Source organism: Mycolicibacterium pyrenivorans (assembly GCF_025821625.1).
In the GTDB taxonomy this organism is placed as follows: domain Bacteria; phylum Actinomycetota; class Actinomycetes; order Mycobacteriales; family Mycobacteriaceae; genus Mycobacterium; species Mycobacterium pyrenivorans.
The window spans coordinates 1-21175 of record NZ_JACKSH010000290.1 but is presented as its reverse complement, the minus strand read 5'-3'; the positions used below and the strand labels follow the sequence as shown (position 1 = coordinate 21175).

18 protein-coding genes and 1 pseudogene are annotated in these 21175 nt (G+C 64.9%); 9 read left to right on the top strand and 10 right to left on the bottom strand.

The annotated features are described in order from the left end of the window. The 5 genes and pseudogenes from H7I57_RS31955 to ctaD form a co-directional block, all read right to left on the bottom strand. Positions 1–300 (bottom strand): annotated as a pseudogene (locus H7I57_RS31955) (heavy metal translocating P-type ATPase); the annotation flags it as partial. Between the two features lie 1003 nt (positions 301–1303). Next, positions 1304–3490 carry an acetyltransferase SucT gene (gene sucT / locus H7I57_RS31950; protein WP_011767869.1) on the bottom strand — a complete coding sequence of 729 codons (2187 nt, stop codon included), beginning with the start codon at positions 3488–3490 and terminating at the stop codon, positions 1304–1306. Between the two features lie 103 nt (positions 3491–3593). Then, entirely contained in the window at positions 3594–4574 is a 981-nt protein-coding gene (gene ccsB, locus H7I57_RS31945; RefSeq protein ID WP_011767868.1) for a c-type cytochrome biogenesis protein CcsB, read from the bottom strand. A 169-nt stretch (positions 4575–4743) separates the two neighbouring features. Next, entirely contained in the window at positions 4744–5238 is a 495-nt protein-coding gene (locus H7I57_RS31940; protein ID WP_011767867.1) for a hypothetical protein, read from the bottom strand. A gap of 151 nt (positions 5239–5389) precedes the next feature. Then, entirely contained in the window at positions 5390–7135 is a 1746-nt protein-coding gene (gene ctaD, locus H7I57_RS31935; protein ID WP_011767866.1) for an aa3-type cytochrome oxidase subunit I, read from the bottom strand. A 514-nt stretch (positions 7136–7649) separates the two neighbouring features. Between ctaD and H7I57_RS31930 the strand changes: the two genes are divergently transcribed. The 4 genes from H7I57_RS31930 (at position 7650) to H7I57_RS31915 (ending at position 11288) form a co-directional block, all read left to right on the top strand. Continuing rightward, positions 7650–8672 carry a M23 family metallopeptidase gene (locus H7I57_RS31930; RefSeq protein ID WP_011767865.1) on the top strand — a complete coding sequence of 341 codons (1023 nt, stop codon included), beginning with the start codon at positions 7650–7652 and terminating at the stop codon, positions 8670–8672. Positions 8673–8850: 178 nt separating this feature from the next. After that, positions 8851–9234, top strand: coding sequence for a BlaI/MecI/CopY family transcriptional regulator (locus tag H7I57_RS31925; protein WP_011767864.1), 384 nt, complete (start codon positions 8851–8853; stop codon positions 9232–9234). Next, on the top strand, positions 9231–10175 hold the full coding sequence (locus H7I57_RS31920; protein ID WP_011767863.1) for a M56 family metallopeptidase: 945 nt from the start codon (positions 9231–9233) through the stop codon (positions 10173–10175). Before H7I57_RS31925 ends, H7I57_RS31920 begins: the two co-directional genes overlap by 4 nt. Positions 10176–10721: 546 nt before the next feature. Then, complete coding sequence (locus H7I57_RS31915) at positions 10722–11288, top strand: DUF305 domain-containing protein (RefSeq protein ID WP_011767862.1); 567 nt, start codon at positions 10722–10724, stop codon at positions 11286–11288. A gap of 66 nt (positions 11289–11354) precedes the next feature. On the opposite strand, the gene H7I57_RS31910 is transcribed toward H7I57_RS31915, so the two are convergent. The 4 genes from H7I57_RS31910 to ctaE all read right to left on the bottom strand — a co-directional run bounded on the left by H7I57_RS31910 (position 11355) and on the right by ctaE (position 14366). Continuing rightward, complete coding sequence (locus tag H7I57_RS31910) at positions 11355–12350, bottom strand: cytochrome c oxidase assembly protein (protein ID WP_011896115.1); 996 nt, start codon at positions 12348–12350, stop codon at positions 11355–11357. A gap of 70 nt (positions 12351–12420) precedes the next feature. Then, positions 12421–13092 carry a TlpA disulfide reductase family protein gene (locus tag H7I57_RS31905; RefSeq protein WP_011767860.1) on the bottom strand — a complete coding sequence of 224 codons (672 nt, stop codon included), beginning with the start codon at positions 13090–13092 and terminating at the stop codon, positions 12421–12423. A 324-nt stretch (positions 13093–13416) separates the two neighbouring features. Continuing rightward, complete coding sequence (locus tag H7I57_RS31900) at positions 13417–13689, bottom strand: hypothetical protein (RefSeq protein WP_234714147.1); 273 nt, start codon at positions 13687–13689, stop codon at positions 13417–13419. A gap of 83 nt (positions 13690–13772) precedes the next feature. Further along, entirely contained in the window at positions 13773–14366 is a 594-nt protein-coding gene (gene ctaE / locus H7I57_RS31895; protein ID WP_011767858.1) for an aa3-type cytochrome oxidase subunit III, read from the bottom strand. Between the two features lie 293 nt (positions 14367–14659). Between ctaE and ripC the strand changes: the two genes are divergently transcribed. From ripC to H7I57_RS31870, 5 genes are all read left to right on the top strand, one after another. Next, positions 14660–15751: a peptidoglycan hydrolase RipC gene (ripC, locus tag H7I57_RS31890; RefSeq protein ID WP_218002893.1), complete on the top strand. Its 1092-nt coding sequence runs from the start codon at positions 14660–14662 to the stop codon at positions 15749–15751. A 143-nt stretch (positions 15752–15894) separates the two neighbouring features. After that, a complete protein-coding gene (locus H7I57_RS31885; protein WP_308204418.1) occupies positions 15895–16515 on the top strand; it encodes a copper resistance CopC family protein in 621 nt (206 codons plus the stop codon). A 77-nt stretch (positions 16516–16592) separates the two neighbouring features. Further along, complete coding sequence (locus tag H7I57_RS31880; protein WP_011896118.1) at positions 16593–17231, top strand: lytic transglycosylase domain-containing protein; 639 nt, start codon at positions 16593–16595, stop codon at positions 17229–17231. Between the two features lie 194 nt (positions 17232–17425). Then, complete coding sequence (locus tag H7I57_RS31875) at positions 17426–18286, top strand: CbtA family protein (protein ID WP_264028457.1); 861 nt, start codon at positions 17426–17428, stop codon at positions 18284–18286. Positions 18287–18649: 363 nt separating this feature from the next. Beyond that, a complete protein-coding gene (locus H7I57_RS31870) occupies positions 18650–20296 on the top strand; it encodes a fused MFS/spermidine synthase (RefSeq protein ID WP_264028455.1) in 1647 nt (548 codons plus the stop codon). 31 nt (positions 20297–20327) lie between these two features. On the opposite strand, the gene H7I57_RS31865 is transcribed toward H7I57_RS31870, so the two are convergent. Further along, on the bottom strand, positions 20328–21175 hold an 848-nt coding region (locus H7I57_RS31865), incomplete at its 5' end, for a L,D-transpeptidase (RefSeq protein WP_264028454.1).

Genomic DNA, 21175 nt, shown 5'->3' with positions numbered 1-21175 from the left:
CCAGCGAAGGTGCCCGTACGTCGACGTGATCGTGTCGGCCGCCTGCAGAGCCCGCCGCTGCACTTCTGTTGCGGACGCAGCCTCGGCGTCGTAGTGCACACACAGGCGGGGTTTGGTCGTGTCGCCATCGATGACGTGGGCCACTTCGATGATCCCGTCATCCACCAGGCCGCGCGTCAGGCGGTCAGCACAACGCTCGTCGCTACCGGGAAGCAGGTCTGTCAGGTCGAGAGCCAGGGTCCTATTCGTGGGCGTTTCGTCGGCGCCGGGGCTCACCGTCTCGCCGTTGCGATCTGCCATACATGCAATAATACGCATGTATGCACATGACCCGTCAACCCTAGTTTGCGAACCCGCGCGTCGGCGGGATGCGTCACCACGCCGACGTCGACGACACGGATTCGAGCCGACAGATTCAATGGTGAGCGCGGCGCCGCCGAGAGACCCTCGCCGACGGCCCACCAAGGGAACCGCCGTGTGGCAGAACGCCTGCGCGCCTCCAACGGCTCCGCGAGAACCCCGTGTAGACGGAGTGACCTACCCGAGAGTTGTTGCTCCGCAACCAATGTGTTGCGAAGACTCCCGCGCCTCACTCAAATCGCCGGGTGGATATCGACGGCGCCATTTGGGCTGCAACGCTGCCAGCGCACCCCGACTCATCGACGACACGAATATTGCTGCCGGCGTTGCAAGGCGCTGCCGGGATATCGACGAACGGACGGAGCTGTCTGCCTACCAACGGTGACCAGGGCCTGAGGACATATTCGACGGCCAGTACGCGACGTACTCACCCTGGGGGTCGTAGAAGTGACAGCACCCATCGGGACTGGTCCGCGCGGTCCACCCTCGACACACAGCCCACTGCACGAGAGCAGCGACGACCTCGCCGTTACCGGTGGCGCGTCGGGTTGATTTCACCCTGCCCCGTGGCTCGGTTCTGTATGCCATGCTCAGCCCTTGGGCCTGCCCAACGGCGAGGCCGCTTCCTCTCGTGTTGCGTGGCGGCAACGGAACCCTGAGGGGCTCCCCTCGCCGTCGGACTACCTACGTACCTCCATAGTAGATGCTGGCGGCTTCGTAATGGCTGAAATGCGATGGAGTACGTGAACCCGCTCTGGAGAAACGACGGCAACCGAGACAGCCCCAACCGCCCCACGTCAGAGCGCCCCATGGTGCGCTCGTCTTGATGGTTATCGCGGGCCGTCGGGCTCGGAGGTCAGCCGTTCAGTTTTTCGAATCATCGGCCTGCACGACGATGCAGTGCTGAGGCTGCCGGCCCCGAGTGCGCGCATCACGACACGAGCTAGGGCCACCATCCCGTCAAAGCGCCAATCCTGCGCCCGAGTTCTGGCGCCATGGACCGCACGTACGTCGCCGACAAGTGATGAGAATCTCGGTAGATCAGGATGTTCCCTTCGGCGGCTCGGCAATAATCGTCTCGACACAGCGCATTACTCATGTCGATCATCCCCATCATCGGGAAACGTTTCGTGAGATCTGCAGCAGGATTGACGTTGTCGAGGACGAGTGCTCGTGGCATGCCACACGTCGTTGCGTCGCCACCGTCGGCCAGACAGTCGCTAGGGAAGAAAGGTTCGCCGTTGCGGACCAGCCACGGTGTATCGCGCATGCCAAGCACCTTCACCCCGCTTTCTGCGAACGCCTGCCAGATCGGCAGGTACACGTCTGGCATGACGTCACCGGGTTGCGCATCCCGTGGTCGTGTCACGGTGGTGAACACGAAATCTGGTCGGTCGGAGACGATCTCGCGCATGGCCGCTTGAACCCAATCGAAGCACTGCGGGTACAGCTCTCCCGACCCCGGAATACGGGGCGCTCGCTCTGCCGATAAGGGGCAGCCCATCTTGAGATAGGTCACGACCTTGAAGCCGTACAGCCGGCCGAGCAGGTCCAGCGCGGTGATCCAGTGCTCGGCGTGCGAGCCGCCCGCCACCGCGATGGTGCGGGTCGCGGTTTTGGAACCAAAAGCGCACTCGCGCAGACTCGGGTCCGCGAAGTCGCTGATGCAGTTGTCGGTAGTGCTCTGCGGCAGGTCGTCCTTGGCCTCCAGTACCGTCGGCCGCATCGGCAGCTTCGGGACCTTGGCGTGGTCGATCAGCGCTCGTGCACCGGGGTAGTCGCGGGGCGACAGCCCGGTCAGCTCCTCGCCGTTGGCGCGCTGTACCGCGATGTGCTCGCGCCAGGTGACCGACGCCGCCGTCAGCGCCCCGCCCAACAGCGTCACCACCAAGCCCAGCACGATGGTGGGCCTGCGCAGGCGCGTGCCCAGCGGTACGGTGGCCTTCGCCTTTTTCGCCGAGCTGGTCGCACGCAGCCGCAGCGGGTCCTCGATGTAGCGGGTGGTCAGCCAGGCCAGCACCCCGGACACCAGCAGGACGCCCGCCCCCTCGGCCAGGTTGGCCTGTGTATGTCCGCTGTAGGCGAGCCAGAAGATCAGCAGCGGCCAGTGCCACAGGTACAGCGAGTAGGCCATCGCGCCGAGGGAGACGAAGGGCTTGGTGGCCAGGAGGCGGTTCGGTAGGGGCATCCGGCCGTTGGTGCGGGCGAGGTGCGGGTCGGCGGCACGGTTGGCGGCGCTCAGAATGAGCAGGATGGTCGCCCCGACCGGGACCAGCGCCCACGGTCCGGGGAACTCCGCGACGCCGTCGATGAACGCGCCACAGGACAGGATCGCGGCCAGTGCGACCACCGAGACGACGGTCCGCAGCCACATCGGCCACCGAACGTGGTGCACCAGCGCGCCCGCCAGCGCCCCGAGCAGTAACTCCCAGGCCCGGGCGAAGCTGTTGTAGTAGGCGGTGGTCTGATCGGCCTGGTGCGCGACGATCGCGTACACGAATGAGGCGGTGGTGAGCGCCGACAGCAGGACGATCAGGAGGACCCGCAGGTGCCTGCCCAAGAGGAGGCCGCGCAGCAGGAAGGCCATGCCGAACACCAGCAGCAGGAACGCGATGTAGAACTGCCCCTGCACCGACATCGACCAAATGTGCTGCAGCGGGCTGACCGCCTCGCCCGCGCGCAGGTAGTTCGATGCCGTGCTCGACAGTTCCCAGTTCTGGTAGTAGCCGAGGCTCGCGAGGCTCTGATCGGCGAACGTCTCCCACCGGGTCTCGGGCTGGACGAGGATCGTCAACCCCGCGCAGGCCGTGAGGACCACCACCAGTGCGGGGAACAGGCGCCGGATCAGACGCCTGACCTCGGGCACGGGTGCCAGGGAGGCAGTCGACGTGAGGGCGGCGCGCAGCAGCCGGCCGCCGAAGAAGAAGCCGGACAGCGCGAGGAACACGTCGACGCCACCGCTGACCCGGCCGAACCACACGTGGAACACCGCGACCAGCGCGATCGCGATGCCGCGCAGGCCGTCGAGGTCGTTGCGGTAGAACCCGGACGTCCCGGTGCCCGTCGAGGCAGGGGCGGGGCACCCGGAATCGGTACGCGGCGCCGTCCGGGGCGGGGCGGAGGTCAGCATGGTCGTCGAGACGACACCGCGGGAGTCTTGAGTTCAGCCGCGGTCATGACGTAGCGAGACGAAACTGGTACGTCGGGTACGTGCGCACGCTTCGGCCTCGACGTCAGCCCACCCCGGCGTAGGAGTGCAACCCAGCAATCACCAGATTGATGAAAAATAGGTTGAAGACCATCGCCACGAAGCCGGCCACGTTGATCCATGCAGCCTTCCTGTCACGCCACCCCGCAGTGGACCGGGCATGCAAGTAGGCCGCGTAGGCAACCCACGCGATGAACGACACCGTCTCCTTGGGGTCCCAACCCCAAAAGCGTCCCCACGTTTCCTCAGCCCAGATCGCGCCGAAGATGACGCCGAATCCGAAGGTCGGGAACGCAAAGATCGTGGTGCGGTAGGCGATTCTGTCCAGAACCTGCGCATCGGGCAACCTGGACATGATGCCCGCGACGTACCCGTTCCTCCCGTCGGCCCGCTGCTCACCATGGATCGACGTCTTGACCAGGAACAGAATGCTCGCCACTCCGGCGACGAGGAACACACCGGAGCCGAGGCTCACCACCGACACATGAATAGGCAACCAATACGACTGCAACGCAGGCATCACGGGCGCGGCGTCGGCATACAGCCACTTGCCCGACACCGCGAGCAGAATCAGCACAGGGATCAGGACGAACACCCACAGCGCGCGAAACTGCGGGCGGCGCAACACGACTGCCGCGGCGACGAGACCGCACAAGCAGGTCAAGTTGATGAACTCGTACATGTTGCCCCAGGGGGCACGCGAGGTGGCCAGGCCGCGCAGCACGATGCACATCAGCAGTAAGACCGCACCCACGAAGACGACGGCTATTCCAGCACGCTCCATACGTTCTGCCCGCGATCGCCGTGACATCACGGCGACGACACCCGGGCTCGCGCTGTCGGGCGCAACCCCCACACGCGCCGCAGACGTCTCGCGTGTCCGACTCCAACCGATCGCGAAAGTCGCCGAAAGAAGCACCAATGCAAGCGTCAGCACACCCACCGCTGATGCGTAGGCCCAGTCCGAATAGAGCGCCAGAGACTCCCTTGTGCCAACGACGTTCACGTCTGAGTTCTCACGCTGCCATTGAGGACTATCGGCGTAGCGTAGCCAGACCATAACCTCGCTCGTCTGCCTCCGCTCGCCTCGCCTCCCTGCGATCGTCTCGGCGAGTGCGATGTCAATTTACGCCTTTCGATCCGGTGTGCGGTCGGCTGTCGCCACCCGTAAACGTTCACTTTGTGCCTAACCCGTCGCATGACGGAGGTTCGGGAGTGTCAAGGAGATATCCGAATCCATTGAGCCGCATATCCGTTCGCAGCGATGGGCTCGGTCGACTAGCTGATAGCCATCTCCTCAACGCGTCGGCTTGTTGCTCCGGGGCGGCATCCGCCACGCCCGCGTCGTCGAGAACGAAGTAACAGAGCGTTGCGTCGCCGTAACGCCCGTCGATCCTGCCCACGTCGACAGTTGCCTTCACGTCGGCCGCCACCACGCGAAGTTCGAGCAGCGACCACTCGGCGTGCGACCCTACATCTGGACGCTGCCGCAACCACTCATGGAACTCCGCGTGCAATGTGGACGGCAGCGGATAACCGCTGCGGGACAAAGCTGTGACCACCACCAGTATGGCCAGGCTTGGCTCACCAACGTGTAGCGCCGTGAGCGCCGCCAAGCGCTGCGCTTCCGAGAGGCAGGGTTCGGCGGCCTCCCACATCACCTCGGCCATCTCGAAATCTCCCCGAATCATGTCGACCGCTCAGGCGATTCACCGACCCGCCGAGGCCTCAACAGCAGCCGCATCTGCGTCGGGATGCGGGCGCCTCGACAGTGACCGCGCATCAGGCGCTTTCGCATTTCGGCATCATGGCGGAGCCGTTTTAGGTGCGCACTTGAGCGTCGTCGAGGCGCGTGACGTCTCCGTCATCAGGTCCGTGGGCACGGCCGACGTGGGCTTCGCGGCGCATCCGTTCGACCATGTGCGGGTAGTGCAGCTCGAAGGCGGGGCGCTCGGAACGGATCCTGGGCAGCTCGGTGAAGTTGTGCCGCGGCGGCGGGCAACTGGTGGCCCACTCCAGGGAGTTTCCGTACCCCCACGGATCGTCGACGGTGACGACCTCGCCGTAGCGCCAGCTCTTGAAGATGTTCCACAGGAACGGCAGCGTCGAGGCGCCCAGGATGAATGCACCGATGGTGGACACGATGTTCAGCGTGGTGAAGCCGTCGCTGGGCAGGTAGTCGGCGTAGCGGCGCGGCATGCCCTCGTTGCCGAGCCAGTGCTGCACCAGGAACGTGGTGTGGAAGCCGATGAAGGTCAGCCAGAAGTGCAGCTTGCCCAGCCGCTCGTCGAGCAACCGGCCCGTCATCTTCGGGAACCAGAAGTAGATCCCCGCATAGGTGGCGAACACGATGGTGCCGAACAGCACGTAGTGGAAGTGCGCGATGACGAAGTAGCTGTCGGTGACCTGGAAGTCGATCGGCGGGCTGGCCAGCAGCACCCCGGACAGACCACCGAGCAGGAACGTCACTATGAAGCCGACGGAGAACAGCATCGGCGTCTCGAACGTCAACTGGCCCTTCCACATCGTGCCTATCCAGTTGAAGAACTTGATGCCCGTCGGGACCGCGATCAGGAACGTCATGAACGAGAAGAACGGCAACAGCACCGCGCCGGTGGCGTACATGTGGTGCGCCCACACCGCGACCGACAGCGCCGCGATGCCCAGCGTCGCGTAGATCAGCGTGGTGTAGCCGAAGATCGGCTTGCGGGAGAACACCGGGAAGATCTCGGACACGATGCCGAAGAACGGCAGCGCGATGATGTACACCTCGGGGTGGCCGAAGAACCAGAACAAGTGCTGCCACAGCAACACACCTCCGTTCGCCGGGTCGTACACGTGGGCACCGAGGTGACGGTCGGCGGCCAACGCGAACAATGCCGCGGTCAGCAGCGGAAACGCCAGCAGCACCAGGATCGACGTCACCAGGATGTTCCAGGTGAAGATCGGCATCCGGAACATCGTCATGCCCGGCGCACGCATACACACCACGGTGGTGATCATGTTGACCGCGCCTAAAATCGTGCCCAGCCCGCCGACGATCAGGCCGAGAATCCAGAGGTCGGCGCCGGCGCCTGGTGAATTGATCGCACTAGACAAGGGTGTGTAGGCGGTCCAGCCGAAGTCCGCGGCGCCGCCGGGGGTGATGAAGCCCGCGGTGGCGATCAGTGCACCGAAGAGGAACAGCCAGAACGAGAACGCGTTCAGCCGCGGGAACGCCACGTCGGGCGCGCCGATCTGCAGCGGAAGCACCAGGTTCGCGAAGCCGAACACGATCGGGGTGGCGTAGAACAGCAACATCACCGTGCCGTGCATGGTGAACAGCTGGTTGTACTGCTCATTGGACAGGAACTGCAGGCCGGGCACGGCCAGCTCGGTGCGGATGAACAGCGCCATCAGGCCGCCGATGAGGAAGAACGCGAAGCAGGCGACGCAGTACATGATGCCGATCAACTTGTGATCGGTGGTCGTGATCAACCGGTAGATCAGGTTGCCTTTGGGGCCCATCCGGGCCGGAAAAGGACGGCGTACCTCAAGTTCCCCGACCGATGGCGCATCGGCGACCATTAAAACCCTTCCGCCACGGGCTCGGACCGCGTTCCCACTATCTACTGACTAGATACGTAGGTTATCGTACTGCGTAGCTTAGTACTAACTTGCGTAGTTGAAAAATTCCGGATCCGTCAGTGAGCCACATCGCCCGGTGACGGGTGTCCTGCCGGGGCGGGTGCCGAGCACTCGCACCCGCTCCGGCTCAGCACTCTTGGGGCCACCCCCGGTGCGTCAGGCGTTGCCGGGTCTCGCGGCGGCGTGGTAGCTGTTTCGAGGTGGTCACCGAACGACGCCCGGCCCAGACGGTGGCCCTCACATTACGTTCTACTACGTACGTACCGAGGAGTCAAAAGACCGTTCACGTTGTTGCGGGTTCGGTGATCAAACCGATTGTTTACCAAACTAATCCGCGAAACGCGATGGTGGGCTGGGCGTTCATCGACGGTCGACGGCTTGCCCAATCGCGGGCGTTCGGTTAGCGTCTCGCCAACCAGATAACGAATCGGTAACGGCAAAGGATCGTCTCGAATTGGTGCATCACCGGATTGCGCGACCGGATGCGGCGGCCGATCGTGGGGCCACCGACGTCACCGAGATCATCGCCTTCGGCGAGTTCGGCGCGTTGATGGATATGGCCAGTTGTCGCAGCGATCCGTTCGCCATCGACTTCGAGGTGTTGAGCGCACCTGAACTCGACGACCTCAACGATTTGGCTGATGAGTCGCCCCGGCTGTTGCTCGCACCGACAGGTTCGACGAACGCAGCGCCGCCGACCGTGCCGATTCACGTCGGCGGGGCACATCTTCGGGAATGCCCACGGCCGTCTCGCCGGGCGCTGTCGGGTAGTAACGTCCGCGCTTCTGGCGGGGCGCATCGAAAGACCCCTCAGGCCGCCGGTGCGGCGCACAGCAGGCTGGTCATCACGGCTATCGCCGTCGGCGCGGTCGCCGCCGCAGCGAACGCAGCGGTCGACGAAACGGAGGCGCAGCAGCCGGTTTTGGTCGCCGACACTGCGGCGTCCCCGGCCGCCCTCCCCGGCCCCTCGGGGATGCAGATCGTCCCAGTGGCGAACAGCTTTGATGCCGGGATCCATCTACAGGAATTGGTCAACGGCACGGCCTTCGCGCAGGAGCGGGCGCAGCGCGAGGCGCGGCTTCGGCGCCCACAGTTCAGCTTTCCCGCCCGAGGCATTTTGACTTCGCGCTTTGGAGCCCGGTGGGGCACCCTGCACGCTGGCCTCGACATCGCCAACGCCGTCGGTTCTCCGATCTACGCCGCATCCGACGGGGAGGTCATTGCCTCCGGTCCGACACCGGGTTTCGGCATGTGGGTCAAAATCCGCGCTGCGGACGGCACGGTTACCCTCTACGGTCACATCGACACCACCATGGTGCAAACGGGCCAGCGGGTGATGGCAGGCGACCAGATCGCCACCATGGGCAACCGAGGCAACTCGACCGGACCGCACCTGCACTTCGAGGTGCATCTCAATGGAACTGACAAGATCGACCCGATGGCGTGGTTGGGGGAACGGGGCGTCCCCAACGACTAGGGCCGCTGCCCGACCGGCTCCACAATGCGAGCACAGTCAGCTACTGACGTCCTCAGTAGAATCGTGCCGAGCCCGGCTGGGCGCTGCGCATTCGCAGTCGGCGCCGTGCGCTCACTTCAGCGCCGGCACACCGATCGACACCGTAAGCTACCTACTGACCAATCCAGGAGGTTCGATCATGGCGCGGGTGCGTGGCTTCGGAGAACTCGAGGCGTCGATCATGGATCGCCTCTGGAATCGTGACCCCGACGCCGACTCCACGGTCAGGGACATCTTCGACGAGTTGAGCACCGAACGGCACATCGCGTACACCACAGTGATGTCGACGATGGACAACTTGCACGGCAAGGGTTGGCTGTCGCGTGAACGCGACGGCAAGGCGTATCGCTACCGGCCGACCCTGACTCGCGAGGAGCACAGTGCACGACTCATGCTGGAGGCACTGAGCGGCGGCGGTCGATCGGAGGCGGTTCTGAGTCATTTCGTGGCGCAAATAGACGCGGAGGAATCCGCTGACTTGCGTGCTGCGCTGCGGCGCCTGGCCCGCAAGTCGCGCCGATGACCGTCGCGGCGGCGTTGCTGCTCTACGTAGCGGCGGTCCTGGCGATCGGACCGAAGCTGCTGGTTCGTATCACCGCCGACGGCGGGGCTCCGCGCCTGGCGATAGCCGCGTGGATCACCGCTGTCGTGACGGTGCTCGGCTGCTCGGTTGCCGCCGTCGCGCTGCTGCTCATCGAGGCCGCTGGGCATTGGGACAGCCCCGACGCGCTGCTCGTCACGTGCCTAGAACGTCTGCGCGCCATTCTCGTCGGCCACGCCGGGTGGCCGGCCCGAATCGTCGCGACCGTCGCAGTGGCCATTGCCGTCGGCAGTCTGATCGCCGTCGTCTTTCGAATCGGCCGCGCTCTGGGCCGCATGCGCACCCACACCTTCGCGCACGCCGACGCCGTGCGCCTGGTGGGCAGGTCGTACGGCAGCGACGTTGTGGTCATCGAGGCATCCGAGCCTGCGGCGTATTGCGTGGCGGGGCGCCCCCCGGCGATCGTGGTGACGACCGCGGCTATGGCCGCGCTCGATGAAAACCAATTGGCGGCCGTCGTCGCCCACGAGCGTGCTCACCTCGACGGGCGGCACGCCTACATCGTCGCCGCGGCGCGCGGCCTGACCACCGCGCTGCCCACATGCGGGCTCTTCGCGAGCGCCGCCAGCCACATCAGTTCTCTGTTGGAGATGTGCGCCGACGATGCGGCCGCTCGTCACCACGGCCGTCAGCCGCTGCTCGCGGGCTTGTTAACCCTCTCGGGCGCCACCACCCCGGCTCACGGTCTGGCCGCCGCCGGTATCGCCGTGCTCGCCCGTGCCGAGCGGTTATCGAAGCCACCACGACGCTTCGCCCGCATCCAGACCCAAGTCACGCTTACCGGCGCAGTAGCGGCGATGGCCGCCGCACCCTTGGCGATCGTCACTCTGTCGCTATCGGGCGTACTGATCTGCTTCGCGTGAGCGGCTCACCGAGCTCAACGACTTCCCGACATTCTTGGCGCATCCCAAATACGATGCTGCACGGCTCCATTGCGCCGGAAATGCGGCTACGGCAGGGTCGTGGTGCTTCCGCGGCTGGCTAGAAATGCGGGAGGTCGGCCATGCCCGCAAGGTGAGCGGCGGCAGGGTCGGCCACCAGCAAGGCCAACACCGCCAAACCGAGGGCCAACAGTAGCGCGGTTGCGATCCATCGGCGAGCCAGTCGCCCCGTCGGCCGCGTGTGACGCTGCTGAGGCCAACTCGACCGCGGTCCGTGGCAGGACACGGCCAGTGCACTCTTCACACCGCCAATCTACTATGTCACTACGTAGGTGACCATCGCTTCGCGTGAGGTACGGCGGTGGGTCACCAACACGGTGTAGGCGGCCTCCTGACCGGGCTTCTACGGCAACGATGTCACCGTCCCTCCATGCCGGCGGCGATGAAAGGGACGGCGTGCGCGACGATCCGAGAACGGTCACCGGGCGACCGGTCCGCGCGGCATGGGCGGTACTCGCAGGTGTGGCGATGATCGTCGTCGCGGGCTGCGGCGATGGGGACCGTGTTTCGTCGCCGGGTCCTTCGAGCGCCGCGGTTGCCATCACCGAACAGGCGCACACTCGGTTCGACGTGTTGTTCGCCCGCGACATCATCGATCACAGCGCTCAAGCTGTTGCACTGAGCAACCAGACCATCGGCAAACAGGGCGTCCCAACCGAAATCAGCGACATCGCCAGACGAATCAGCGCGAACAGCACCACCCATGTCAATGAGCTGCAGGCGCTTCTGCTGGATTGGGGATTCGCCCCCATGACCGTCGGGTCCCGTCCTCCGGCAGCCGCACCCAGCGTCGCCGTTGGGCCGGGTGAACATCCCCTCGCGGTCGATGCCGACGTCGGTCGCTTGATTAACGCGACCGGGGTGGGTGCGGCGGGCGTGTATCTCGAACTGATGATCAGGCAGCACCGCTTCACCATCTCGGTCGCGCGTGATGAACTTCAGTCAGGGTCGAATCCTGGGGCGATCGCGATCGCCCGGTCGCTCATCGAAAGCCAGCAATTCGAGATTTCCGTCATGGAGACCCTGCGGCGCTGACGAGTGTCGCTGCGACAACCTCGGTCATGGCGCCGGGATGATGGCTGGCGCGTTGTCACCACGGCGTCAGTCGTGCTCGTTGGCGGTGCTCGGCAAGTCAGTAGGTGGTCGCCGCTGTTGGTGCAGTCCGCGCAGAAACGCGTTGTAGGCAGCCAGTTCCGCGTCGTCGCGTTCGACGTCGGCCTCCCTTTTCTTCGACTCCGACTCCTCGTCACGGCGCCACCGGATGGCGAAGATCACTGTAGTCAGCAGCGCGACGGGCTCGCCGTAGGACCACGCTAAGGCGCCGGCGACCCCCTGGTCGGCGACGGGGTCGACGTTCCAGTCAGGCGGAGGTTGGGAGAAGGTCTCGGTGAGCGTCCGCGGTGCCATCATCAAGATGACGCCGATGAAGACATGCAACGGCATTTCGACGAAGATGTCGAAGAAGCGGCCCAGGTTGCTCTGCCGGACCGGCAAGGGACCGGTCGACAGGATCGGCAGGATGAACAATAGGCCGCTGGCGAGGAAGAACACCTGCAGTGTGACGTGTCCGGCCACGCTGGCCGCCGCCGCGTCGAAGAGGTCGGAAAGGTACAGGCCGTAGTAGCTCAACAGGAACACCGGAATGGTGAAGCCGGGGTGCAGCACGATCCTGCTCGCCCGGCAGCGCAGTCCGCCCAGCGCGGAGATCACGACGTAGCGTCCGAGTCCACGATGGGGCGTGGACCTGAGTAGCAGCCGGCCGGGCGCACCCAGCACGAGCAGCGGCGGAACAAGAATCGAGAGCGTGAGGTGCTGGAACATGAAGGCACTGAACAGTCCGTAGCCGTAGCCGTCGATGGCCAGGCCCGTCACCGCCGCCAAGGCGATACAGCCGGCCAGGAAGCTCGCCGTGCGCGTCCAGGCCCACTGGCGGCCACGGGATCTGACGACTCGAACGGCGAGCAGGTACCACACCGCCAAAACAATTGCCGATACCGGCAGTATCGGAACCGGTGGCGGTAACCAACCGAGCATCGCCGATAGCGACGGCGGTGAGGTGGGGAGCACCACCTGACCGATCACGGGGCAGCCCACCATCGCGTCGCAGCGTTGCGCCCGAGTGTCGGCCGCGCCCCGCGGCGACGTGCAGCCGGGGCGGGGTCGCCATTCATCGCGGGGGGCCTGAGCCGGTTGCGGTCTCGGCGGCAAGGCGACGGACCACCGGTTCGAGATCCTCGGCGAGCAGCGCCCGCAGGAACACCGCGGCGACGCGATGCGAGCGGTCCAAGACGATGGTGGACGGGATAACGGTGGTGGGATACCTCGCGCCCAAGGCGATCATCGTGCGCATCGGTGGGTCGTAGATCGACGGGAAGGTGACCTTGCGATCGACGATGAAGTCAACCGCAGCTTGGCGATTGTTATCGCGAACGTCGATGCCCAGGAAGGCGACTCCCTCATTCCGGGTCGCGTCGTACACCCTTTGCAATTCCGGCATCTCGGTGCGACAGGGGCCGCACCACTGACCCCACACGTTGATCACCACCACCTGCTCGGCGAAGTCATCAAGTGACAACGTGCGGTTGGGGTCCATCAGGTCGGGTCCGCGTATCGGCCCCGGGCGACCACGACTCTGCGGCGGATCGTAGAAGATGTCGACCTGCCCGCCCGGCGATATGAACTCGAACGTGCCACCCTGCGCGACGGCGTCATCTCCGCTGGAGCACCCAGACACTGCGGCGCCGAACAGTACCGCGCTCAGACCCGCGGCGATGCCACGCCGTATCACCAGTGACCAACGTGTCGGGGGTCGCCGCCGTCGCCAACGCTCAATGCCCATGTCCAGCCTCGCCGGCGACGTTCGGGGCGCATCGGTGAGTCGAAGAGTCATTTCAAGTGCCACTTACCCGGAGCTTTCTGCGGTACCCAACGCCGGCTTGAAGACGCGCGACGTATTGCGTGACCTGTGGCATCGACCCGACGACCTCCTTGACTGGACGTTCGGCGCCGGCGCCGCGGCTGCTCGGGCGAGCAATGGCGGCGGCCCTGCAGCCAGAGAGCCGGGTCCGCACGGCACGTTCTACGTAGAGACTACGTAGAATGTAGCGCAACGACGTAACCGCGCAAATGGGACGACGTCGATGAGGCGCCGCTCGCGGTACGTTCACGGGCCCCGGCTGAGGTGATGGCGTACGGGTTTGCCCGCTCTCAACATGGCGGCGGCGATCGCGATCAATCCCGCGACGGCGCCCGCCAGGATCCACAGCGCCGGGTTCGCGACTTCGGGTTGTTGGCCGGTGTGCGTGTCGTCGTAGGAGTGTTTGGTGGGCGTCGGGCCGGCGGGGCGTGGTGGGGCTGTCGAGGTGGCCTGCGCAGACGTCGGCCCCGCGGCGACAGTCGAGGCGACGGTCGAGGCGAGTCCCACGACGGTAGCCACGACTGCGACGACAATGGCCGCCTGCGCGAGCCACCTTCCGGCCTGCGGGGGTCGTCGACACCACCTGCGCGGCGTGCCCCCGTTCATCTCACGAAGTAGATAGTGGCAAAGAGCGCGATCCACACGATATCGACGAAGTGCCAGTAATAGGACACCACGATGGCGGCCGTCGCTTGGGCAGGGGTGAACTTACTCATGCGCGTGCGGATGAGCAGCAGGATGAAGGCGACGAGACCGCCGATCACGTGCAACCCGTGGAAACCCGTGGTGAGGTAGAAGACCGACCCGTACGCGCTGCCGGCGATCGTGGTTCCCTCACGCACCAGGCTGAGGTACTCGTATCCCTGGCCGAGCACGAAGAACAATCCCATGACGAAGGTGACGACGTACCACCGGCGCAGGCCGAACACGTCGCCGCGTTCGGCGGCGAAGACACCCATCTGGCAAGTGAACGACGACGCGATGAGGACCAAGGTCACCGGCACCGCGAGCGCGAGGTTCAGCTCGGTGGGCGGCGGCGGCCACTCGTCGGCCTGGGCACGAGCGGTGAAGTACATCGCGAACAGACCGGCGAAGAACATCAACTCACTGGACAACCACACGATTGTCCCCACGGCGACCATGTTGGGCCGATTCAGGGAATGAACCCGTGCCGTGATGGCGGTGCCACTTGTCATGTCGTCCCTCGTCAAGCCAAGTCCGCAGACGGTCTACTGAGTCGCTACCTACTATCTCACACAGTAGTTGCACGATAGTTGCGGCGTTGGGTGCCGTGGTGCGTTCGACCGGAACATTCAGCGGGAGTGCGTTTTTGAGCCGCGCCTGGTGCGACGGAGCACGCACGAGGGGCGAGTAAGGCCGATGAGCATCGCCGTGGGCGTGGACATTGACCGCGGTTACTCGTAATCTTTCCGTGACCTACGTAGCTAGACCATAGATGTCCCTGCGGTGTAAGGACTGTGTTTTGAGGATGAACCGCCCTGCCGCGGTACGCCGATCTGCGGGTGTTCTCGTCGTGGCGATCGTGCTGGCACTGACTCTTGGCAACTCGGCGGGCATTGGGTGGGCCGACCCGGCTGCTGATGCCTTGGCTCGATTGACGGAGCTCTCTCGAGAGGCCGAGCAGACCACGGAAGCGGTGTATTCAGCCGAGCTGGACCTCGAGGCGAAACTCGCGGCGCAGCGCAGGGCCGAGGATCGTCAACGCGCCGAACTCGAGGCGATGACCGCGGCGCGAGCCGACCTCGGCGAGTATCAGGCAGCTGTGAACCAGGTGGCGGCCGCGTCGTACATGGGTGGTTCGACCAGCACGATCAGCGCGGCGCTGACCGCGGAGTCTCCGCAACGCCTGCTCGACGAACTCTCGTCGAGCAGGGTGATGGCCACTCAGATGTCGGACCGCATCAAGGCCTTTCGCGCCGCGTCGACCCGTGCCGACGACGCAGCGCGCGCCGCGCAGTCGTCGGCGCTGGCAGCTCGTACTGCCGCGGAGCAGGCGTCAGCGGTCCGCGCAAGCCTGCAATCGAAGCAGAGTCGGCTGCGGACACAAATCCACGAAGTAGAGGCGCTATATCGCGCACTGACTCCCGATCAACGTGCAGCGCTTGCCGATCCTGGGCCGGTGCCGCCCGCGCCGCCGGCCCCGCCAGCGGCCAACCCGGCCATCATGGCGATGCCCGAAGCGATACCGCCGGTGGGGCCGGGTCCGTCCAGCTCACCCGAGGGGGCCGCGGTCGTGCAGGCGGCGTTGACCCGTGTGGGTGCGCCCTATTCGTGGGGTGCGACAGGACCAGATGCGTTCGACTGCTCGGGGCTCATCAAGTGGGCCTTTCTGCAGAACGGCAAGTCGCTCCCTCGGTCGAGTCAGGCGCTGGCGGCGGGCGGACAACCCGTGGCGACGACCGAGGTACAGCCCGGCGACATAGTCACCTTCTACTCGGACGCCTCACACGCGGGTATCTTCATCGGCGATGGGAACATGGTGCACGCCTCGACGTACGGCACTCCGGTGAAGGTGGCGCCGATCTCGTCGGCGCCGATCTACAACGTGCGCCGCTACTAGCCAGCTACCGTAGCGTTGCCCGCTTTCCACGGTTTGCAGGGAATGTTCCAGTCGCCGAGTCCGTCGGTACCGGACAGGGTGGCGTGTTGGCGCGGCGGACGCGAAGCTCAAGGAGGACTGTGAGACTGGCCACGCGCGCCGTCATGACCACACTCATGGCGCTGGCCTTCTGGCTGTCCGGAGTCGGGGTTGCTGCCGCGCACACCTCACTCGTTGGTTCTGACCCGGCCAAGGACGCGAGCGTAGCGTCCCCATTGACCGCCGTCGTGCTGAACTTCTCCGAGGAGATCAATCCAGCGTTCGCTGACGTCGCCGTCACCAGCGCCGATGGTCGTAACTGGGTGTCGGGCTCGGCAAGCGTCGAAGGGCCGCGCCTCACGGTCGCCGTCGGGCCCGAACGACTCACAAACGGCCTATACACCGTCAGCTACCGCGTGGTCTCAGCAGATGGCCACCCCGTCTCCGGGTCATACACCTTCACCATCGCCGGCGTCCCCGAACGGCCTTCACCCACAACCGCGCCAGCCCGTGCAGCACCCAGCACCGCTGAGCCCTCTCCCTCGGCGCCCGCGGCGAAAGCAGGTTCAGACACCAAGGCGTCTGTACTCACAGCAGCCGGCGCCGGTCTGGCGCTCGGAGGTCTGATCGTGTTCTGGCAAAGTAGGCGACACCGCCGGAAGAACGCAGCAGAACACCCCGGATCTGAACCTGGGTCCTCACTTGGAGGGCAAGACACATCGCCTCCGTCCGATCGGAGAGACTGACCTCGTAAAGTCGAGCTGGACAACGACCGCGGGCAGATCGTCGACGATCTCGACAAAAGAGGCGCTGGTTACTACGTGTGCCCGAAGGCATTCCGCCGCCCGCGGGCGCGCCGGTTCCCTACATTGACTATCCTGCCCGCGGCAGACCCGCCGACCAGTTGCGTATCTGGGCTGCACGACGGGCTCCGGCGCTGAATATGCCAACCACCGCGTTGGAGGCATATGCCTATGCGGCCAGGGTCGCGCACGTCGAGAACCCCGACTGCCAGCTGGCCTGGACGACGCTGGCGGGGATTGGCATGGTCGAGAGCCGCAACGGCACCTTTCGCGGCGCCACCATCGCCCCGAACGGGGATGTCACTCCTCCGATTCGTGGTGTGCGCCTTGATGGCTCGAACGGCAATATGCGCATTATCGACAGCGGCGGCGGTACGCCCCCCGGTGAGCCCGGATTCGCTCAGGCAATGGGGCCTATGCAGTTCATCCCGGAGACCTGGCGGCTGTATGGGGTCGACGCCAACAACGACGGCATCGTCAGTCCCGACAATGTCGACGATGCTGCGCTGTCGGCCGCCGGCTATCTGTGCAATCGCGGTGGCGACCTGGCGACGCCAAAGGGGTGGATGAAAGCGCTGCGGGCTTACAACCAGTCCGATCCGTACGCCCGCAGCGTGCGAGACTGGGCTACAGCCTATGCCGCCGGCCACTCTCTGTAGCAGCCCGAGGGCGCCGAATCGATGCGCTCGCGCGCATTCTCGACGCATAGATGTATGGCGGCGACGGGTCGCGCATAGGATCGGAGTGCCATCTGATGAGGCATTCGTACGATCCAGTCGGTGGACTGAACCGCTAGTTTGACCCACTCTGCCGACGTTTCCTTGTTATGCCGAAACCGAAAGGGACTAACGAGATCGAGAAGCAGATCATCTGGCGCGGCCTGTTGGCTGGCGCCGCCGCAGGGGTACTGGCATTCGGGTTCGCGCGGATATTCGCTGCGCCCCAGACCGCACGCGCAATCGAGTACGAAGATGGCGTGCGAGCCGCCCGGGAGGCAATGGATTCGCCGGGGGGACACGCCGGCCACGGCGAGAATGTCGACCTGTTTACTCGCACAGTGCAGATGAACATCGGCATGGGACTCGGCCTACTCGCGTTCAGCGTCGCCATTGGCGCCTTGTTCGCGGTGGTGTTCGCCGTAGCCTATGGTCGTGTCGGCGATGTGTCGGCACGACTGCTGTCGCTCTACATCGCGGGCGGCATGCTGTTGAGCTTGTACGTCGTACCCAACCTAAAATATCCCGCCAGCCCGCCAGCGTTGAGTCTCGACCAGACCGTCCGTGAGCGCACGCTGCTGTATGTGTTGATGGTGGTGCTGTCGGGGGCGCTCCTGATCGGCGCGGTGGTACTGGCTCGCCGATGGGTGGCCAAGTTGGGTGCCTTTAATGGCGCGTTGGCCGCCGCCGGCGCCTATGCAACGACGATGATCAACGAAACACCGGCACCGCTGCGCGACGCTACAGGCGCGATCGTCTATGAGGGCTTTCCCGCCGATGTCCTCTACTATTTCCGGCTTTACGCGCTGGGCACCCAGGTTGTCATTTATACGACGATCGGCCTCGTGCTCGGCGCGATGATGTCGCGGCTAGTCGCGGAGCGCCAAAAAACGAGCAGCGAACTGTGTCGCCCGATACCCCGCCTCGGTGGGCATCCAGCCCTATCCCCTGAGCCGGTTTCGTCAGGTATACAGGTATCTTCTGGTGACCGCGTGTAACGAGCCGGGTCATATGGGTTATGCAAGCGTCCGTCGCTGCCGGGCGGGTTTTGCCGCCGGGAGGCCAGGTCGGCGTAGATCATTCCACGGCCACGGTTCGCTACGCCAAACCGGATTGCGCCGACTCTTGTTACTTCTCAACATGATTCGAAGCCCGCTGACTCGGTTGCTGCCCGGCTTGACGTCGGCAGCAAAAGATCCTCTGCGTGGCATCGCGTCGACATCAGTGCTCCGCCTTCGCCCGTCGATGTCTGCTGCACTCCTTCCCTCTCGCCGCGGCTCGCCTCTACCGCTGGCACTGGTACACCCCTTTTTTCAGTTGCTGTCCGCAGACACTGGCGACGTGCTGCCAGGATTGAGACTGTGACCGGCACCCCTCCTGTACCCGAAGATCATCCGTCATCTCAACCGCTGCCCGGAGTTGGAGCCGGCACCGCCGCGATCCTTGTGTTCACCTCCTCGGCGGCGGTGCTGGTGGTGGAAATCACCGCGCTGCGGTTGCTTGCGCCGTACCTCGGGCTGACCCTGGAGACCAGCACCCTGGTCATCGGAATCGCCTTGGCCGCAATTGCCCTTGGGTCCTGGGCGGGCGGCCGGCTTGCCGACCGCGATGATCCGCGCCGCTGGCTGGGNACCAGCACCCTGGTCATCGGAATCGCCTTGGCCGCAATTGCCCTTGGGTCCTGGGCGGGCGGCCGGCTTGCCGACCGCGATGATCCGCGCCGCTGGCTGGGAACATCGCTGGGGGTATCAGGTGTAGTCGTGGCGTTCACGCCTTCCGCCGTCCGCGCGGCGGCCGAATGGGCACCTGCGACGCTGTTGATAGTCGCGACGCTCACGATTCTGGCACCCGGAGCGCTGCTATCGGCGGTGACACCGATGGTGACCAAGCTGCGCCTGATCAAGCTCGCCCAGACCGGCACCATTGTCGGTCAGCTGTCTGGCGTAGGCACCATGGGTGCCATCGCCGGCACCGTGCTTACCGGATTTGTCTTCGTATCGCGGATGCCAGTCAGCGTGATACTCATCGGCCTCGGATCGATACTGGTACTCGGCGGCATCGTTGTGCAGTGGCGCATGCGCCGACGGAACACCGTAAGCGCCACCGTACTAACGCTTACAACCGTCGGCGCCGGCCTGGCTGGCTATCTCGCACCCGGCGGTTGCGACGTGGAAACCAAATACCATTGCGCCCGCGTCATCGCCGACCCGGAGCGAGACAGCGGCCGAACCCTCACGCTCGATGGCGCGCGCCACTCGTACATAGACCTCCAAGATCCGGCTCTCCTGCAATTCATCTACGTGCGCGCCTTTGCTTCCGTCGTCGACGCATCCTTCCCCTCCAAGAAGGCATTGGAGGCGTACCACCTTGGTGGGGGCGGCCTCACCTTCCCGCGGTACCTTGCTGCGACGCGGCCAGGAAGCCACAACGTGGTGTCCGAAATCGACGGTGGCGTGGTGCGCATAGACCGAGACGAACTCGGATCGGCTTCCGAGGCTGGCATTGAGGTACGCGTCGAGGACGGCAGACTGGGCCTTGCGGGGCTCGATGACGGCAGCCGTGATCTGATCGTCGGCGACGCCTTTGGCGGCGTGAGCGTGCCGTGGCATCTGACGACTGTGGAGTCGCTGACAGACATACGTCGAGTCCTCAAAAAGGACGGTGTGTACGTTGCTAATCTCATCGATTACGGCGAGCTGGCGTTCGCGCGTGCCGAAGTCTCAACACTCACAAAGGTTTTCGACTACGTCATAGTCGCCGCCGAGGCCGGCGACGTCGGCGTCGATACCGCGGCGACACCCGATGGTGGCAACCTGGTCGTGCTCGCTTCCGATCGACCAGTTGACCCGGGCGCGCTTCAGCGCGTTCTGAACACCCGCAAGACCGGGTGGACGATCACTGCCGGCGACGATCTCCGCAAGTGGATCGGCGACGCGCGAGTTCTGACAGACGACTACGCTCCCGTCGATCAGCTTCTCGATCCCTACCGTCGACAGAGCGGCGAGTGACTTGTCATGCTCGGCCTCGATCGAACACTGATCAGGGACGCAAAGCGCTGCCATTTACCCATTCGTCCCAGGGCACAGACCAATCTCCGTTCTGCCACTGTTCCAGCGGTGCGCCGCCGGTATTGCGGACCTCGACAACATCGCCCGGATTTGCGAACTCGTAATACCACTCGGCGTTTTCCGCGCTCAGATTTAAACAGCCCGCCGAAACGTTGGTGTTTCCCTGCGCCCACACCGTCGCCTCGCGCTCATGGAGGTAGATGCCGTCGGGACTGATCCGCACCGCGTGCGGGACGCTGATCTTGTACCCCGACGCAGAATCGACGGGCAATCCGTAGGTCGAGGAGTCCATCAAGACGGGATTCTCTTTCTCCATCACCGTATACACGCCAGGCTGGGTCCAAAAGGCGATTGTCTTGCCTCCGACAGCCTGCGTCCCGCCCCGGCCCATCGATGTCGGCATCGTGCGAACCAAACGGCCGTTTTCGTAGACACTGACCTGTTTGGTCGTGTCATCGGCGACGGCGACACGAGACGGTCCGATCCGGAAACTGACCTGCTTGTCCTGTTCTCCGAATAATCCACCACCCAGATCAGCGCCGTAGAGATCGGCTTTGACCGTGACCTCAGTACCGGAAGGAAAATATTCACGGGGCCGCCAGTGCGCCTTGCGATCGTTGACCCACATCCAGGAACCGGCTAGGTGGGGCGACGTTTTGACCTGGAGGCGCGATTCGGCCGCCGCCCTGTCCGGGATGTCGGCGTCGAAGGTTGCCACGACCACGGTTCCGACACCGTAGACGCCGCCCTCCGACAGCGACGCTCCGTTAGTCATGCCCAGCCTGACCCCGACCTGGGATTGCGGCGCGACGGTGGAGA

What these genes read in the sequence shown, in the direction of transcription:
- sucT (WP_011767869.1), bottom strand. Translation starts at nt 3,490, where the DNA reads ATGCTGACCTCCGCCCCGCCCCGGACGGCGCCGCGTACCGATTCCGGG.
- H7I57_RS31915 (WP_011767862.1), top strand. Translation starts at nt 10,722, where the DNA reads ATGATCGTCGTCGCGGGCTGCGGCGATGGGGACCGTGTTTCGTCGCCG.
- ctaE (WP_011767858.1), bottom strand. Translation starts at nt 14,366, where the DNA reads ATGACAAGTGGCACCGCCATCACGGCACGGGTTCATTCCCTGAATCGG.
- H7I57_RS31925 (WP_011767864.1), top strand. Translation starts at nt 8,851, where the DNA reads ATGGCGCGGGTGCGTGGCTTCGGAGAACTCGAGGCGTCGATCATGGAT.
- H7I57_RS31905 (WP_011767860.1), bottom strand. Translation starts at nt 13,092, where the DNA reads ATGGGCATTGAGCGTTGGCGACGGCGGCGACCCCCGACACGTTGGTCA.
- H7I57_RS31910 (WP_011896115.1), bottom strand. Translation starts at nt 12,350, where the DNA reads ATGGTGGGCTGCCCCGTGATCGGTCAGGTGGTGCTCCCCACCTCACCG.
- H7I57_RS31885 (WP_308204418.1), top strand. Translation starts at nt 15,895, where the DNA reads ATGACCACACTCATGGCGCTGGCCTTCTGGCTGTCCGGAGTCGGGGTT.
- ripC (WP_218002893.1), top strand. Translation starts at nt 14,660, where the DNA reads ATGAACCGCCCTGCCGCGGTACGCCGATCTGCGGGTGTTCTCGTCGTG.
- ctaD (WP_011767866.1), bottom strand. Translation starts at nt 7,135, where the DNA reads ATGGTCGCCGATGCGCCATCGGTCGGGGAACTTGAGGTACGCCGTCCT.
- H7I57_RS31940 (WP_011767867.1), bottom strand. Translation starts at nt 5,238, where the DNA reads ATGGCCGAGGTGATGTGGGAGGCCGCCGAACCCTGCCTCTCGGAAGCG.
- H7I57_RS31920 (WP_011767863.1), top strand. Translation starts at nt 9,231, where the DNA reads ATGACCGTCGCGGCGGCGTTGCTGCTCTACGTAGCGGCGGTCCTGGCG.